The sequence below is a fragment of the Paenarthrobacter sp. 4246 genome, from assembly GCF_040546855.1.
Classification (GTDB): domain Bacteria; phylum Actinomycetota; class Actinomycetes; order Actinomycetales; family Micrococcaceae; genus Arthrobacter.
Map to the genome: position 1 here is coordinate 454,226 of NZ_JBEPOP010000004.1, position 14,099 is coordinate 468,324.

17 protein-coding genes are annotated in these 14,099 nt (G+C 61.9%); 4 read left to right on the forward strand and 13 right to left on the reverse strand.

Annotation, left to right across the window (positions count from 1 at the left end):
• Positions 1 to 3: 3 nt before the first annotated feature.
• The 8 genes from ABIE35_RS10050 to ABIE35_RS10085 form a co-directional block, all read right to left on the reverse strand.
• Positions 4 to 1,056 carry a HoxN/HupN/NixA family nickel/cobalt transporter gene (locus ABIE35_RS10050; RefSeq protein ID WP_354514561.1) on the reverse strand — a complete coding sequence of 351 codons (1,053 nt, stop codon included), beginning with the start codon at positions 1,054 to 1,056 and terminating at the stop codon, positions 4 to 6.
• Positions 1,056 to 1,949 (reverse strand): urease accessory protein UreD, encoded by an 894-nt coding sequence (locus ABIE35_RS10055; protein WP_354514563.1) that lies wholly within the window; start codon positions 1,947 to 1,949, stop codon positions 1,056 to 1,058. Before ABIE35_RS10055 ends, ABIE35_RS10050 begins: the two co-directional genes overlap by 1 nt.
• Positions 1,946 to 2,563: an urease accessory protein UreG gene (gene ureG, locus ABIE35_RS10060; RefSeq protein ID WP_354514565.1), complete on the reverse strand. Its 618-nt coding sequence runs from the start codon at positions 2,561 to 2,563 to the stop codon at positions 1,946 to 1,948. The genes ABIE35_RS10055 and ureG overlap by 4 nt, the downstream gene beginning before the upstream one ends.
• A 21-nt stretch (positions 2,564 to 2,584) precedes the next feature.
• A complete protein-coding gene (locus tag ABIE35_RS10065; protein WP_354514567.1) occupies positions 2,585 to 3,256 on the reverse strand; it encodes an urease accessory protein UreF in 672 nt (223 codons plus the stop codon).
• A gap of 141 nt (positions 3,257 to 3,397) precedes the next feature.
• Positions 3,398 to 3,871, reverse strand: a complete 474-nt coding sequence (gene ureE / locus ABIE35_RS10070; protein ID WP_354514569.1) for an urease accessory protein UreE — start codon at positions 3,869 to 3,871, stop codon at positions 3,398 to 3,400.
• Positions 3,872 to 3,888: 17 nt separating this feature from the next.
• Positions 3,889 to 5,619 (reverse strand): urease subunit alpha, encoded by a 1,731-nt coding sequence (gene ureC / locus ABIE35_RS10075; RefSeq protein ID WP_354514570.1) that lies wholly within the window; start codon positions 5,617 to 5,619, stop codon positions 3,889 to 3,891.
• Entirely contained in the window at positions 5,616 to 5,954 is a 339-nt protein-coding gene (locus ABIE35_RS10080; RefSeq protein WP_354514572.1) for an urease subunit beta, read from the reverse strand. Before ABIE35_RS10080 ends, ureC begins: the two co-directional genes overlap by 4 nt.
• Before the next feature lie 9 nt (positions 5,955 to 5,963).
• Positions 5,964 to 6,266, reverse strand: coding sequence for an urease subunit gamma (locus ABIE35_RS10085; protein WP_354514574.1), 303 nt, complete (start codon positions 6,264 to 6,266; stop codon positions 5,964 to 5,966).
• A gap of 198 nt (positions 6,267 to 6,464) precedes the next feature.
• Here ABIE35_RS10085 and ABIE35_RS10090 point away from each other — a divergent pair, with 198 nt between their 5' ends.
• The gene (locus ABIE35_RS10090) at positions 6,465 to 6,986 is read left to right on the forward strand and encodes a flavin reductase family protein (RefSeq protein WP_354514576.1); all 522 of its coding nucleotides are present in this window, start codon (positions 6,465 to 6,467) and stop codon (positions 6,984 to 6,986) included.
• On the opposite strand, the gene ABIE35_RS10095 is transcribed toward ABIE35_RS10090, so the two are convergent.
• From ABIE35_RS10095 to ABIE35_RS10105, 3 genes are read right to left on the reverse strand one after another with little or no spacing between them, the layout of a single operon-like run.
• Positions 6,983 to 8,083 (reverse strand): D-TA family PLP-dependent enzyme, encoded by a 1,101-nt coding sequence (locus ABIE35_RS10095; protein ID WP_354514577.1) that lies wholly within the window; start codon positions 8,081 to 8,083, stop codon positions 6,983 to 6,985. The genes ABIE35_RS10090 and ABIE35_RS10095 overlap by 4 nt on opposite strands.
• 18 nt (positions 8,084 to 8,101) lie before the next feature.
• Entirely contained in the window at positions 8,102 to 9,106 is a 1,005-nt protein-coding gene (locus ABIE35_RS10100) for a LacI family DNA-binding transcriptional regulator (protein WP_354514578.1), read from the reverse strand.
• 57 nt (positions 9,107 to 9,163) lie between these two features.
• Complete coding sequence (locus ABIE35_RS10105; protein ID WP_354514580.1) at positions 9,164 to 9,571, reverse strand: RidA family protein; 408 nt, start codon at positions 9,569 to 9,571, stop codon at positions 9,164 to 9,166.
• Between the two features lie 335 nt (positions 9,572 to 9,906).
• On the opposite strand from ABIE35_RS10105, the gene ABIE35_RS10110 reads away from it, so the two are divergent.
• Positions 9,907 to 10,545 carry an ANTAR domain-containing response regulator gene (locus tag ABIE35_RS10110; RefSeq protein ID WP_354514582.1) on the forward strand — a complete coding sequence of 213 codons (639 nt, stop codon included), beginning with the start codon at positions 9,907 to 9,909 and terminating at the stop codon, positions 10,543 to 10,545.
• A 115-nt stretch (positions 10,546 to 10,660) separates the two neighbouring features.
• Positions 10,661 to 11,035 carry a hypothetical protein gene (locus ABIE35_RS10115; RefSeq protein ID WP_354514584.1) on the forward strand — a complete coding sequence of 125 codons (375 nt, stop codon included), beginning with the start codon at positions 10,661 to 10,663 and terminating at the stop codon, positions 11,033 to 11,035.
• Between the two features lie 3 nt (positions 11,036 to 11,038).
• Here ABIE35_RS10115 and arfA read toward each other — a convergent pair whose 3' ends face one another.
• A complete protein-coding gene (arfA, locus tag ABIE35_RS10120; protein WP_354514586.1) occupies positions 11,039 to 12,574 on the reverse strand; it encodes an arabinosylfuranosidase ArfA in 1,536 nt (511 codons plus the stop codon).
• Positions 12,575 to 12,709: 135 nt separating this feature from the next.
• On the opposite strand from arfA, the gene ABIE35_RS10125 reads away from it, so the two are divergent.
• Complete coding sequence (locus tag ABIE35_RS10125; protein WP_354514588.1) at positions 12,710 to 13,330, forward strand: class I SAM-dependent methyltransferase; 621 nt, start codon at positions 12,710 to 12,712, stop codon at positions 13,328 to 13,330.
• Positions 13,331 to 13,397: 67 nt separating this feature from the next.
• Here ABIE35_RS10125 and ABIE35_RS10130 read toward each other — a convergent pair whose 3' ends face one another.
• Positions 13,398 to 13,967, reverse strand: coding sequence for a hypothetical protein (locus ABIE35_RS10130; protein ID WP_354514590.1), 570 nt, complete (start codon positions 13,965 to 13,967; stop codon positions 13,398 to 13,400).
• Between the last annotated feature and the right edge of the window lie 132 nt (positions 13,968 to 14,099).

Consider the following 14,099-nt stretch of genomic DNA (forward strand, 5'->3'; position numbering starts at 1 on the left):
GACTTAGATGGGTTGCGCTGACCGCACATGCCGGCCACGCCAGGCTGATACTGCCCATGCCACCACGAACAGGCCCACCAGGATCAGGCCGGCGTCGCCAAGGTCAATGCTGCCCAGCCACGAGGTCAGGGGATCCTCGAGTTCAAACGCGGAATTCGCGAATCCTCCCAGCGTGATCACAGCAATGAACAGCGCCGAGACGGCCGAAATGCCGGTGATCACGGCGTTGAAACCGAGCTTCCGCTTCGGGCTGTATATCGCGGAGGTGTACATCTTCATCATGGCCACTCCGTTGATGGAATCGCACAGGGTCATGGCGGCTGTGAACGCGAGCGGGAGGGCCATCAAAGCGAGCGGTGAAACCCCGGCGAGTGACGCCGTCGTGGTGATGACCAGCAGCCCGATGGTGGTGGCGGTGTCGAACCCGAGCCCGAACAGGAAACCGATGACATAGATGTTCCGTGGCCGCTCCACCTTGGACAGTGGCTTGGCGAGCAGGCGGGCCACGAAACCCTTCGCTTCGAGGTCCTCTTGGCGCACTTCTCCGCCGGCCTGCACCTTCCGGTACACCTGAGTAGCACGGACGAACGCGGAGCCGTTGAACAGGCCCATCGCCAGCAGGAACAGCCCGGAGACACCGCTGCCAATCAGGCCCAACACCTTGTTGCCCGTGGTGCCGTCCTCCATGAACTGCCCAATCAACGTGGCACCCGCCACCACCAGCAGCCCCGCCAGGATCACCACGGAACTGTGGCCCAGGCTGAACGCAAACCCCACACTCACGGGGTCCTTGCGCTGCGCTACGAACTTCCGGGTCGAATTGTCGATCGCGGCAATGTGGTCCCAGTCGTAACTGTGCTTGATGCCGGCCACATATGCGGTGACCACCAGTCCCAGCGCCAGCGGCTGCGCGGCGCTTGCCGTACCCGCAAGCAACAGCACGACGGCGGCAACATGCAACGCGGCTACGGCACCGAACGTGAACAGCAGCCGGGTCCGCAGGGACAACGTGTCCCGTTCCCGGTACATGGTGGCGAACTCGGTCAGTGCAGTCATCAGTATTTCCTCAGGTTCAAGGGTCCCTGCCCATACCAACGTTCCCGCAGGACGCCGGTGCAAACACCCAGCAATGTGTTAAGTTCCTCAGTGCTGTTGGACAACGATCGCAGCACAAGCCCAGCAGTCCCGGCAATAGTCGCCGTCAGGGAAACTCCCGTATGCGCGTCGAAATCACGGGATATAAGGTCCAGCTCATCAGCGAGCCCCTGGTCAACCCGCGGGTCCACCACCACCAACGACCCCAGATGGCTGAAGCCCTCCATGAACCCCATCCCGGTCACGTCGTTGACGGGTGGGAGAATCAGCAGGTTATCGAGGGCCAACAGTTTCGGTCCGTCCCTGCTCTCGATCCAGATCTCATTCCGCAGCCGCACCTCTTCGAATCTGAAGGATGCCCCGTCCGGCGACCACCCCGGCGTGATGACCTCTGCCATGACAAGGCTCGACGTCGGGTGGAGACTCATGCGCGAATTCTGCCGGTAGCTCGCCTCCCGATACGCAATAAGCTGGTCCGGCATCAGCTCCAACCGCGAGCCCTCCCCCAGCCGGACCTGCATCCGTTGCTCAGCGAACGACCCCGGAGTCCGATAGATCTTCGTGGCAGACTGCGTGGTCAGCAATAGCTCAGCCCCCGCATCAACCTCCACCTCAACAACAAACAGATCGGCCCCAAGATACGCCCCGCCAGGGTTGACCATGACATAGCAAACCTGGCCGCTCTGATCCAAGTAATGGGGCCGGAGCACCCTTAAAGCGCCCTCATGAAACTGCCGCACAGCAACGGACTTCCCCCCGCGCACACCAACGCCAAGCTCCAACCGCCCCCGCACCGGCCGCTCCCCGACAGCCAACGCAGCGTCGAGCACGGGTACGGACTCAAGCGGGGTCATTGGGCCAAGTCGAGCATCAGGACGTCGCGCCGGATCCAGTTGAGGACGGCTTCCAACCCTTCGTCGGTCTTCAGGTTCGTAAAGCAGAACGGTTTGTTGCCGCGGAATTCCTTGGAATCCCTCTCCATGATGGCGAGGTCCGCTCCGACATGGGGTGCCAGATCGGTCTTGTTGATGATGAAGAGGTCGGATTTGATCATTCCCTGGCCGGCTTTGCGGGGGATTTTTTCGCCTTGTGCGACGTCGATGATGTAGATGGAGAAGTCGACGAGTTCGGGGCTGAAGGTGGCGGAGAGGTTGTCGCCTCCGGATTCGACGAAGATGACTTGCAGGTCGGGGTGGCGGGTTTTGAGTTCTTCGATGGCTGCTGTGTTCATGGAGGTGTCTTCGCGGATGGCGGTGTGCGGGCAGCCGCCGGTTTCGACGCCGATGATGCGGTCCACGGGGAGGATGCCGTTGGCGGCGAGGATCTTGGCGTCTTCGATGGTGTAGATGTCGTTGGTGATGGCGGCCATGGAGATGTCACCGCTCATGTGGCGGGTGATGCGTTCCACAAGCTGGGTTTTGCCTGCTCCGACGGGTCCGCCGACGCCGATTTTGATGGGTTCTGTCATGTCTTCTGTCCTTTGCACTAGCTAGCTCATGAACATGCGGGCGCGTTGCCGCTCGTGCCGCATTTGCGAAATTTCAAGTCCGGGGCTGACGGCCCCAAAGTCGTCCCAGCACAGCTGTGCTATATCCAAGACGGCGGCAGCAACGGCGTCGTGCGCATGGCGGAGCACCCGCTGCCCCGCGTTCTGTCCGAGCGGGATGGCCCGCACGGCGTTCTGGGTCAGCGAAGTAACGGTGGCGAACAAGTAGGCCGAAAGTGCGTCCTCCAAAGGAACGCCGAGAGACCGGGCAATGACACCAAAAGCCAAGGGCTGATGCCCCCCGGCCCCACCCCCACGAACCAACTCCCGATACGCTTCCAACTCCCCCGACGGGAACACCTCCCCACCGATTTCCAATAGCCGTCCCCCCATTTTCAAAGAAGCCTCCCGAACCTCCCGGGCCAACAACTGCGCAGAGAGAACAGAGTCCAACAAACCAACGTCCACCCCCTCATAAAGGAAGCGCAAAGCCAACCCATCCGAATAAGTAAGTTGCTGCCCCACAAACACCCCCAACCACTCCCCAAAAGTGACCTCATCAAAAACAAGCTCACGATGTATGTAGCTCTCAAACCCCAAAGAATGAGCAAACGCCCCCGTAGGCAAAGCCGAGTCGGTCAACTGCTGAAGAGCCAGCTGATATGTCGCACTCACAGCCCACCGCCGGAGGTGAGGCCGGGGCGCTTGAGCGGAGCTGGGAAGGGGGCCGCGGCGTGGCGGGCATCGCGAAGCGGGCACGGCCCCCTTCCCAGCGGAGCGCAAGCGTGCGCACCCCACCTGACACGGCGCACAGCTTTAGTGCGAATGCTCAGCATGGCGGAAAGGCACCGGCATGACCCGCTCTTGCCTGTCATAGGGGACGCCGACGCTCTTCAGATAGTCCTCGACCGTGTGGTCATACTGACAAACCATGACTTCGGCCCCGTACTCAGACGCAGAGTCGAAGAACTGTGCCTGCAGATGCCGGTTGCCGAGCGAGTGCGCCACCACCCCCATTTCATGGATGCTTCGCGGCCCGATCACCAGGACGTCGGTGGGCAGTACGGAGATGACGATGAGGTTGGCGTCACTGATGGCTAGGATGTCGCCGTCGCGGAGGTCGCCGGTTCCGGTGGGGAGTCGGATGCCGAGTTCTTTGCCGTGGTCGGTGGTGACGCGTTGGATGCGTTTGACGAGCAGGGCGCTGGGGAGCACAACTTTTTCTTTGTGGTGCCCGGCGTAGGCGTTGGGTTGTTCGTGGAGGTTGCCGAGGATTTTTTCGATGATCATGTGGATTCCTAAACGGCTTAGAAGAGGAAGTAGCGCTGCGCCATGGGCAGCACGTCGGAGGGCTGGGAGGTGACTTCGACGCCGTCGACGGTCACTTTGTAGGTTTCGGGGTCGACGGCGATGTCCGGGGTTTCGCCGTTGTATTTGAGGTCCGCTTTGGTGAGGTTGCGGATGCCGGTGACGGGTTTGATGATGCGTTCGAGGCCGAGTTCGGCGGGCACTCCTGCGTCGATGGCGGCTTTGGACAGGAACGTGATGGACGTCTGTTGAAGGGCTTTGCCGTACGTGGCGAACATGGGCCGCATGGTGCGGGGCTGGGGGGTGGGGATGGAGGCGTTGGCGTCGCCCATGAGTGCGTAGGCGATCTGGCCCCCTTTAATGACGAGCTCGGGTTTCACACCAAAGAAGGCGGGGTCCCAGAGGACGAGGTCCGCGAATTTGCCCTCTTCCACGGAGCCGATGACGTCTGACATGCCTTGGGCGATGGCTGCGTTGATGGTGTATTTGGCGACGTAGCGTTTGAGCCGGAAGTTGTCCGATCCGTCGGATCCGTGGGCAGCGCCTGTCGGGTCTTTCAGCACGCCGCGCTGGCGTTTCATGGCATCCGCTACCTGCCAGGTCCGCGTCACTACTTCGCCAACACGACCCATTGCCTGGGAATCTGAGGAGGTGATCGCGAAGATCCCCAGGTCGTGGAGGACGTCCTCGGCGGCGATGGTTTCGGCGCGGATGCGGGAGTCTGCGAAGGCTACGTCTTCCGGGATGTCGGGGTTGAGATGATGGCAGACCATGAGCATGTCCAGGTGCTCTTCGATGGTGTTGCGCGTGTAGGGCAGTGTGGGGTTGGTGGAGGCGGGAAGGACGTTGGGTAGGCCGGCGATCTTGATGATGTCCGGGGCGTGCCCACCGCCGGCACCTTCGGTGTGGAAGGTGTGGATGACGCGGCCATCGATTGCCCGGATGGTGTCTTCCACGAAGCCGCACTCGTTGAGGGTGTCGGTGTGGATGGCCACTTGGACGTCGTATTCGTCGGCAACGCGCAGGGACATGTCGATGGACGATGTGGTTGAACCCCAGTCCTCGTGCACCTTGAGCCCGACGGCACCGGCGAGGATCTGCTCCGCGAGGGGCTCGACGGCGGACGCGTGGCCCTTTCCGAACAGGCCGATGTTAACGGGCAGTCCCTCGGCGGCTTGCAGCATCCTGGAAATGTGCCAGGCGCCTGGCGTGATGGTGGTGGCTTTGGTTCCTTCGGCCGGGCCGGTGCCACCACCCACCATGGTGGTGATGCCGTTGCAGAGGGCTGCCGGGACCTGTTCCGGGGAGATGAAGTGGATGTGGGTGTCGATACCACCGGCGGTGAGGATCTTCCGTTCGCCGGCGATAATTTCAGTGCTGGCGCCGATCACGATGTCCACGCCGTCGGCAATCTGCGGGTTGCCGGCTTTGCCGATTTTGAAGATGTGCCCGTCTTTGAGGGCAACGTCCGCCTTGTAGATACCGGTGTAGTCCAGCACGATGACGTTGGTGATCACGGTGTCAGGGATGTTTTCCGAGCGGGTCAACTGGCCGTTCTGGCCCATGCCGTCGCGGATCACTTTTCCGCCGCCGAACACCACTTCCTCGCCGTAGACCGTGTAGTCCTTCTCGATCTCGAGGAACAGTTCGGTGTCGGCCAAGCGGATGGCGTCGCCCGTCGTCGGGCCGTACAGCTCGGAGTATTGCTTCCGGGAAATCTCGAAGCTCACTTGGCGTCTCCTTTACGGCGAGTGCCGCCGTCGAGCTTTCCATTGACAGCGTTACTGAGCCCGAAGACCTCGCGCGCCCCCGCAATTTCGACCAACTGCACGGTCTTCCGGTCACCAGGCTCGAATCGCGCGGCGGTGCCGGCCGGGATATCCAAGCGGCGGCCGTGGGCGGCGTCGCGATCGAACTCCAAGGCGCGGTTCGCCTCGGCGAAGTGGTAATGCGAACCGACCTGGACGGGGCGGTCACCGCGGTTCACCACCTCGACGGCGATCGCCTCACGGCCGCTGTTGCACGCGATGGAACCGGGTTGGAGCCTGTATTCGCCGGGGATCATGGGGGGCTCCTAGCGGATGGGTTGGTGGACGGTGACGAGCTTGGTGCCGTCAGGGAAGGTGGCTTCGATCTGGACGTCGTGGATCATCTCCGGCACGCCCTCCATCACGTCTTCGCGCCGGAGCACGGTGGTCCCGTAGCTCATCAGTTGAGCGACCGTCCGGCCGTCACGGGCGCCTTCAATGAGTTCGTAGCTGATGATCGCCACGGCTTCGGGGTAGTTCAACTTCAGCCCGCGCCCTTGGCGGCGCCTGGCGAGGTCGGCGGCCACCACGATCATGAGTTTCTCCTGCTCGCGGGGCAAAAGATGCATCGATTCTCCTCATACGTGGGCACGTCCGTTACAGATGTGACCAGCGTAGGGAGCGGAAGTTTCAGCGACGTTTCCAAACCGTCTCAACCAGGGGTCGAATAGACCCGAATTGACCTCAACTTAAGTTGAGGTCCTAGCATCGTTCAGGTGCGCGTCGACAGCGACGCCATCCCCAACCAGTCCCACGAAGGTTCATGAATGTCCCATCACACCCCCTTGCCGGCAGAGCCGGTTGGCGAGCTTTTCAAGGCCGCCTTCCGCTCTCATCCAGCAGGAGTTGCCATCATCACCGCGCCAGGACCGGAAGGACCCGTAGGGCTCACGGCGTCCTCGGTGGCATCGGTTGCGGTGGATCCGCCGACACTTGCCTTCTCCGTCACCGGCGGCCGGTCAGCTTCGCATATCGCCGCCGCGCAAACAGTCGTGGTGCATCTGGTGGGGGCGGACCAGGTGGGACTGGTGCGGACTTTCGCGGACCCGCAAGCCCCGCGCTTCACCGGTGGAATGAACTGGGAACTTCTGCCCACAGGCGAGCCCCTGCTCAGGGAAGCTCCATGGGCGCTGCGCTGTGAAATCGTCCATCGGGCACCGCTGGGCGGCTCTGTCTTGTTGGCCGCAACCGTTGTGGATATCCGGTTCAACCCCGCCGATTCAGCCCCGCTGGTCTACTACAACCGGGAGTTCCACACCGTGTTCGATAGGGTTCCGGTGCTGGGCTAGTTGTTGCGCCCGCGGGCTGCCACAGCCCACTGCTCCACCACGGCACCATCGCGCACCACCGTGACCTCATCCACGAGGTTCATGGTCAGGCATACATGGTTGGGGATCACCCGGAGCCGGGTGCCAAGCGCCGGAAGTTCGGACGAGTCCGGCCAGACAACCGTGGCGTGGTGCTCAGACAGCGCAGTGACCCTTGCTTCAGGGTATTCGGGAAGCCGTGCGTATCCGGTGGCCCAATCGGGGCGGTCGCTGCCCAGGATCTTACTGCCGGCATCCACCACCACCCGGCGGACGTTGCCACCTGCAGCCTCGTGCCTGCTGACGACGGTGGCCGCGACAGTCAGCGCGATGTCGTCCCACGTGCACCGTTCAAGTTCCAACTGCTGGGCGTCGCCAAACACATACACACCGGGACGAAGCTCCGTGGCCACCGTTTCGCTGTCAATCAGGGCTGTCGGCGTAGATCCCCCGCTGATGGTGGTCACCTCGAAGCCCGCCTCGGACAGTGCCGTCGCAGCCAAGCCAAGCGCCTCATTTTCGTTGCTCGCCGCCCCCGTGGGCATTCCAGGCTTGTAGCTGTGGCCGGGGAATGTGAAAACGCCGGACACCAACAACCCGGCGGCAGCCGCTGCCTGGGCGACGTTCACCACCTCGTCCGGTAGAACGCCGCTGCGGTGATGACCACTGTCCACCTCGATCAGCACCTCAATGCTGCCGGCATCCGCACCGAGCCGGCGACCCATCGCCGTCGCACTTTCAGCGGAATCCACGCCAACGGCGACGCGGGCCGTGGACGCCAAGTCCCGCAGCCGGTCAGCGTGGCGGGCCTCCACCCAGAGCGGGTAGGCGATGAAGATGTCCTTCACGCCGTCCGCCGCGAAGACCTCAGCCTCGCCGATAGTGGCAACAGTGATCCCCACGGCGCCGGCCGACAGCTGCCGCCGCGCGATCTCCAAAGTTTTGTGCGTCTTCACATGGGGTCGAAGCTTAAGTCCCCTGCTGAGCATGCTTGCTGCCATGCGTTCGATGTTCCGGTCCAGGACGTCGACGTCGATCAGGACAGCAGGGGTAATAACTTCAGCGGGGATCACGTTCATTCCTCAAACCCTAACGGCCTACGGCGCCGACTGCCTGACCCGCAGCTCAAATGCCGCCTCCGGCTGCTGCACTTTGTGCGCGGCGGTCCTGCCCTCAATCCGGTCAATAAGGAGTTCGACGGCGCGCTCCGCGATTTCCGCACGCCCCGGCGCCACGGTGGTCAGCGACGGCGAGGCAAAGCTCGCCTCATCGATGTCATCAAAACCGGCTACAGCGATCTCCTCAGGGACCTTCTTGCCACGGACCAGCAGCTCGTGAAGCGCACCCAGGGCGAGCGCGTCGTTAAGTCCGAAAACAGCATCGAATTCCACGCCGCTGGCCAGCAGCCTGGCAGTTGCGTCAGCACCGCCGTCGCGCCGCCAATCGCACCCAACCACCAAGGCAGGATCGTACGGCACCCCGGCGTCAGCGAGCGCAGCCTTGTACCCCTCAAGGCGCAGGCCGTTGCTGCCGGTAGTGTCGCCGTCGTCCGCGCCCAAGACAGCTATACGACGGCGGCCGCCTGCCAGCAGGTGCGTGGTGACTGCAGCGGCGGCTCGGTGGTTCTGGATGAGGACCATGTCCAGCCGGGGGTCCTGCACGTATTCGCCCAGCAGGACCAGCGGCTTCTTGCCGGCGCCGGCAATAATCTGCTCAGCGTCAAGGGCGAGGGGTATGAAAAGGAGACCGTCCGTGAGGGTGCGGAATTGGCCCTGGAGCGCCGCCTTTTCGTGCTCGGGCTCATTCCCGGACTGCTCCACCAGGACGCGGTAGCCCCGGGCCCAAGCGGCCTTCATGATGTCAGACGCCAACTCGGCGTAGTACGGAATGGAAAGGTCGGCCAAGACCAGTCCAAGCATGTTCGTCTTGCCTGAGCGGAGGCTGCGGGCTGTCAGGTTGGTTTCATAGCCCAACTCATCGATGGCATCAAGGACACGCTGTTTGGTGGTGGGCCGGATGAACTCGTAGTTGTTGATCACGTTGGAGACCGTCTTCAACGAGACCCCGGCAACCCGCGCGACGTCGTTCATGGTGACGGCCATCAAGGTGCTCCTTTTGTCCTGTTGGCATACATCGTTGCAGATCAGACCCGTCTGGAGTCAGTCGATGACGGCGGCGATGGCTTCGATCTCCACCAGCTGGTGGTCGTAGCCGAGGACGGTGACGCCCATGAGGGTGCTCGGGACGTCACGATCTCCGAATGCAGCACGCACCACGTCCCACGCTGTGATCAGGTCTGCCTGCTGCGCCGATGCAACGAGGACGCGGGTGGAAATGACGTCACCTATTCCTGCTCCGGCGGCTTCCAACACCAGGCGCATGTTTTCGATGGCCTTTTCCGCTTGGGCTTTGTAGTCGCCGATGCCCGCGGTGGTCCCGTCCTCGTTCAGCGGACAGGATCCCGCCAGGAAGATCAGTCGGGCTTCCGCGGGCGCAGTGGCCGCATAGGCGTACTGGGCTGCGGAACTGAGGCGTTCAGAGCGAATGAGGGTCACAGCGCTGGGCATTGGAGGTCCTTTGATTGTCGCTTTAAATACATCCCATCACACGCCTTCGCCCTGTCATGTTGATGGGCAACGGCGTAGTGTCGGAAACAGGAGATTTCGGGTGCTGTGGGACCGGGGTTGATATTCGGGCTTTGCGCGAATACGAGCGTACTGCCGCCCAGTTGGAGTTGCGTTGACTCCGGCACTGCATGAAGCGAGGCCCCGTGGCCCAGCACAACACAGCCCCATCAGCTCAACAACAGGCCCAAGCGGACCTGACAGATTTTCTGGTGCGGCTTCAGGATCTTTTGGTGGGTAACGCGGATATGCGCGAGTTTCTTGAGGACTTCGCTTGCATGACCGCAACCAAACTAACCAAGGACGGAAATACCATCGCTTGCGGAGTGACGGTCATTCGGCAGAAAAAGCCGGTGGCCGTAGCGGAAAGCGATAGCCTTGCCCGGAGACTGGACGAAATTCAGAATAGTTTTGACGATGGACCGTGCCTCACGGCCCTCCGGACCCGGACCATTTCCCATGTCCCTGACGTTAATGCTGAGCAGCGTTGGCCGGATTACATGAAAGCGGCCGCCGCAACCAACGTCGGCTCCATCCTGGCCCTGCCCATGGAACTGAACAGGACCGCGGAGGCCGTGGTGAACCTCTACTCCACACGCCAGCACGGCTTCTCGGAAAAAGACATCATGGCCGCTGAGCGGATTACGGACACTGGGGCCAAGGCGCTTCACCTCGCAGTAAAAATGGCACAACTGCAGGACACACGCGACAACCTCACGGCCGCGTTGGAGTCCCGCGCGACCATCGATACCGCCGTCGGTATCATCATGGCCCAGAACAGGTGTTGCCGCGACGCAGCCTTCCAAATCCTGGCGAAGGCCTCGAGCCATCGGAACGTCAAGCTCAGGACCGTGGCCGCCAGCGTCATCGCCAAAGTTGCCGGGGACCAAAAGGTCACGGCGAACTTCGAAGAATGACCTTTTTGCTGCTCCCCAATAGCCGTCACACATCGCTCATCCCCTTGCAACGCGCCTGCAACAAACATGCGGAATGCTGGGATCAAATGGACGGCGAAGAGTGAGGGGAGCAGACATGAGCATCGCAAACAGGGATCTTTTCCAAGCACTTAAGATGCAAGCGAGCCTGGCACAGGCATTCGGCACCATGCCGGGCAGCAAGGAAGAACCGCACCGGCTGAGCCCCGGCGACTACATCGAGGCTTGGCATAACGGCCGCCTCTATCACCGGGGCAGCGTGGTGAAAACCGTCGCGGGCACCGACCTTTTCTGGCTGACGGACGATACCGGAAGCCGCCGGCTCCTGGACATGGAGTCCATGGAGATAGTGACGGTTGACCAGCCGGCCCCGGCACCTGCAGCGCAGGCGCCGGAGCCAACTCCCTCAGCCACGGTCACACCGATCTCTGCGTACCCCATGTTCCACGACGGCTCGCAGCAGATCGCCTAGCCTTCAGTTGACCTGGTCCTCAAGCGACAACCGGATCATGGTCCAGCTCACGGCCGGAAGACCAGCGGTGAGGCGACCGCCGTCGAGCTTTACACTGACGTTCTCAGTGGGCAGGACCGATGTCGAATCGTCGGCAGTGGCCTGCCAGTACGGGTCCTTGTTCGAGTAGGTGACGGCCTCAATGACTTTGCTTGCGTTGAGGCTTCCGACGGCGGCATCCAGCGTCAGCGCGTCCGTCGCCGAGCGGTTCACTGCGAACACCACGGCCTCTTTGGCTTCTGCATCATAGGTCGCCACGGCTGACAGGGCGGTGACGCCCGCCGTCTTTTCGGTCTCCAGCAGCGGGGATTCGACGGCGAGGTTCAACACCGCGCCCGAGGCATTCTGCGAAGTGAGCGCAAACGGGTGGAACGTGGTCTGCTTCCATGCCCGCCCACCCGGCTCGGTCATGATGGGTGCGATCACGTTGACCAGTTGGGCAAGGCTCGCGGAGTGGACGCGGTCCGTGTTGCGCAGCAGCGTGATGAGAAGATCTCCCACCACCACGGCGTCGGCAACCGTGTAGCGGTCCTCGAGGAGCACTGGCGCCACGGGCCAGTCGTCGCCTGTGGGCACCTTGGACTCGTCGCGGGACATGTGCCAGACGTTCCACTCATCGAACGAGATATTGATCTGCTTCCCAGACTTTTTGGCCGACTTCACGTGGTCGATGTGGGACACCAGGTCCTTGATGAACGCCTCCATCCGGTGCCCGGCTGACAGGTGCTCCTGCAGGTCACCGAAATCCTCAAAGTACTGATGCGCCGAGATCAGGTCCACCAACTCGTACGTCTCATTGAGGACCACGCGCTCCCATTCGCCGAACGTGGGCATGGTGGGTCCGGAACTTCCACAGGCCACCAGTTCCAGGTCCGGGTTGACCATGCGCATCGCCCGCGCCGTTTCGGCGGCAACCCGCGCGTACTCGCCGGCCTTCTTGTGGCCGATCTGCCAGAAGCCATCCATCTCGTTCCCGAGGCACCACATCTGGATGTTGTGAGGCTCGACGGCGCCATTCGCCTTGCGCTGTTCGGACAAGGCCGTTCCACCCTTGATGTTGGAGTACTCCAGCAGGTCCAGAGCTTCCTGGGTTCCCCTGGTGCCCAGGTTGACGGCCATCATGGGTTCAGCGCCGGCCTTCTCCGACCACTTGGCGAACTCGTCCACGCCCACCAGGTTGGGATCGCTGGAGTGCCAGGCGAGGTCCAGCCTTGTTGGGCGGTCTTCTTTGGGCCCCACTCCGTCTTCCCAGCGGTACCCCGAGACGAAGTTTCCGCCCGGGTACCGGACTGTTGAGACGCCGAGTTCCCTGGTGAGTTCGAGGACATCGGTGCGGAAACCGTCGTCGTCGGCTTTAGGGTGCTCAGGCTCGAAAATGCCCGAGTAGACGCAGCGGCCGAGGTGTTCCACGAAGGCGCCGAAAGTCTTCCGCCTGACGGGGCCTACGACGAACGCGGGGTCGATGGTGATTTTGGCCGTGGGGTTTTCTGGGTTTCCCAAAGGGTGGGTCCTTGTCTGCTGATTTTGCTTGTTCTGCTTGCCGATTTACAACGTTATAGAAACTATGCTGACGTGGCCTTGGCGTGGGAGTCAAGAGATTTCTTGCCGGGCGTTCGGGCTCCTAGGCTGAGTTCCATGACGTCCGGAGTCGTGAGAGCCGCCTATTCAGCCCGTGCAGCCGAGTACACCTCGATGTTCGGGTCCATCAGCAGCACGCATCCGGTCGATAGGGAGCTGGTGTTGTCATGGGCTCAGGGGTTATCCGGAAAGGTTCTCGATGCCGGCTGCGGGCCTGGGCAATGGACAGCCTTTCTGCACTCCGACGGGGTGGACGTCCAAGGCGTGGACTTGGTACCGGACTTTATTGAGACGGCCAAGCAATTCTGCCCGGATGCCCAGTTTTCTGTCGGGTCACTTCAACGGCTGCCTGCGCCGGATGACTCATTGGCGGGAATCCTCGCCTGGTACTCGCTGATCCACATCCCCCCTGCTGAAATCAGCCGGGTTCTGGATGAGTTTGCCCGCTGCCTCAAACCAGGCGGTGGCCTCCTGATCGGCTTCTTCGATGGCCCGGCGGGTGAGTCGTTCTCGCATGCAGTGACGCCTGCCTATTTCTGGTCTCTGGAGGAGATGTCGGGACGGTTGCAGGAAGCCGGTTTCAGCGTGATTGGCACGCACTCGCGCGCCGACCCCGGAGTGCGTCCCCACGCGGCCATCGTCGCGCAACGGCTGCTCACTCCCACTCGCGTTGGCTGAACGTACCTACGCGCATTGATAACTGTGCACCAGCCCAGAGTCAACAAGGGGCCGGGGCTCTTCAGCTCTACTTCGTGATTGGTGAGGGGCTGTCGCTTGCTTCCTGCCTGTCCAATTCCTCATAGATTTCGTGTTGGTTCCCGGCGATGCAGACGGTGTCCATCTCCAGACTGGAGCCTTTGATGTTTGCGTAGTAGGACAGAAGGTGTCCGCCGTTCTCGTCAGCGTAGAGGCGGATGAGACCTGGGTCCCGGGGGTTGGTTTCGGTTCGGGTCGTGAAGCCCTTGGATTCCCAGAACGTTCTGACGACGTTTACTGACGCTTCCAGATCGACGGGGTCGGAAGTTTGGCTCAGGATACTGTAGTTCACTCCGTCTTGCCGGTCGGATGTGCTGCAGGCGCTGTTGACAGGGTTGTCTGTATCCGCCCATTTCTGGGTTCCGATGACTTTTTGGGTTTCGGTTTTGAAGGCGTGGAGATCCTTGAGGGCTTGTTTTAGTTCTTCTACCTGGGCTTTGACGGTTGCGGGGTCGCTGGGATTGCTTGAGCCGGTCATAGCGTTCTCCGTAATGGGTGTGCAGGCGCTCAGTGCAACGGCCGCGCAGACTAACGCGGCGAGTATGCGGCTGGTCTTCATGCGGGCCTAGGGTTCATGGGGCATATGGTTCACTCTTCCTGAGTTGTTCAACGGCCAGCAAACACCGCCGTATCAAAGATCCCCACGCCGAGCCCCCCTCACGTGAATAGTTAATCCATCGAATAGCATAAC

Excerpts from the sequence above, each read along its gene's own strand:
- ABIE35_RS10050 (WP_354514561.1), bottom strand. The coding sequence starts at position 1,056 with ATGACTGCACTGACCGAGTTCGCCACCATGTACCGGGAACGGGACACG.
- ABIE35_RS10130 (WP_354514590.1), bottom strand. The coding sequence starts at position 13,967 with ATGAAGACCAGCCGCATACTCGCCGCGTTAGTCTGCGCGGCCGTTGCA.
- ABIE35_RS10080 (WP_354514572.1), bottom strand. The coding sequence starts at position 5,954 with ATGATCCCCGGCGAATACAGGCTCCAACCCGGTTCCATCGCGTGCAAC.
- ABIE35_RS10105 (WP_354514580.1), bottom strand. The coding sequence starts at position 9,571 with ATGCCCAGCGCTGTGACCCTCATTCGCTCTGAACGCCTCAGTTCCGCA.
- ABIE35_RS10090 (WP_354514576.1), top strand. The coding sequence starts at position 6,465 with ATGTCCCATCACACCCCCTTGCCGGCAGAGCCGGTTGGCGAGCTTTTC.
- ureE (WP_354514569.1), bottom strand. The coding sequence starts at position 3,871 with ATGATCATCGAAAAAATCCTCGGCAACCTCCACGAACAACCCAACGCC.
- ABIE35_RS10110 (WP_354514582.1), top strand. The coding sequence starts at position 9,907 with ATGACCGCAACCAAACTAACCAAGGACGGAAATACCATCGCTTGCGGA.
- ABIE35_RS10085 (WP_354514574.1), bottom strand. The coding sequence starts at position 6,266 with ATGCATCTTTTGCCCCGCGAGCAGGAGAAACTCATGATCGTGGTGGCC.
- ABIE35_RS10100 (WP_354514578.1), bottom strand. The coding sequence starts at position 9,106 with ATGGCCGTCACCATGAACGACGTCGCGCGGGTTGCCGGGGTCTCGTTG.
- ABIE35_RS10125 (WP_354514588.1), top strand. The coding sequence starts at position 12,710 with ATGACGTCCGGAGTCGTGAGAGCCGCCTATTCAGCCCGTGCAGCCGAG.
- ureG (WP_354514565.1), bottom strand. The coding sequence starts at position 2,563 with ATGACAGAACCCATCAAAATCGGCGTCGGCGGACCCGTCGGAGCAGGC.
- ABIE35_RS10115 (WP_354514584.1), top strand. The coding sequence starts at position 10,661 with ATGAGCATCGCAAACAGGGATCTTTTCCAAGCACTTAAGATGCAAGCG.
- ABIE35_RS10055 (WP_354514563.1), bottom strand. The coding sequence starts at position 1,949 with ATGACCCCGCTTGAGTCCGTACCCGTGCTCGACGCTGCGTTGGCTGTC.
- ABIE35_RS10095 (WP_354514577.1), bottom strand. The coding sequence starts at position 8,083 with ATGAACGTGATCCCCGCTGAAGTTATTACCCCTGCTGTCCTGATCGAC.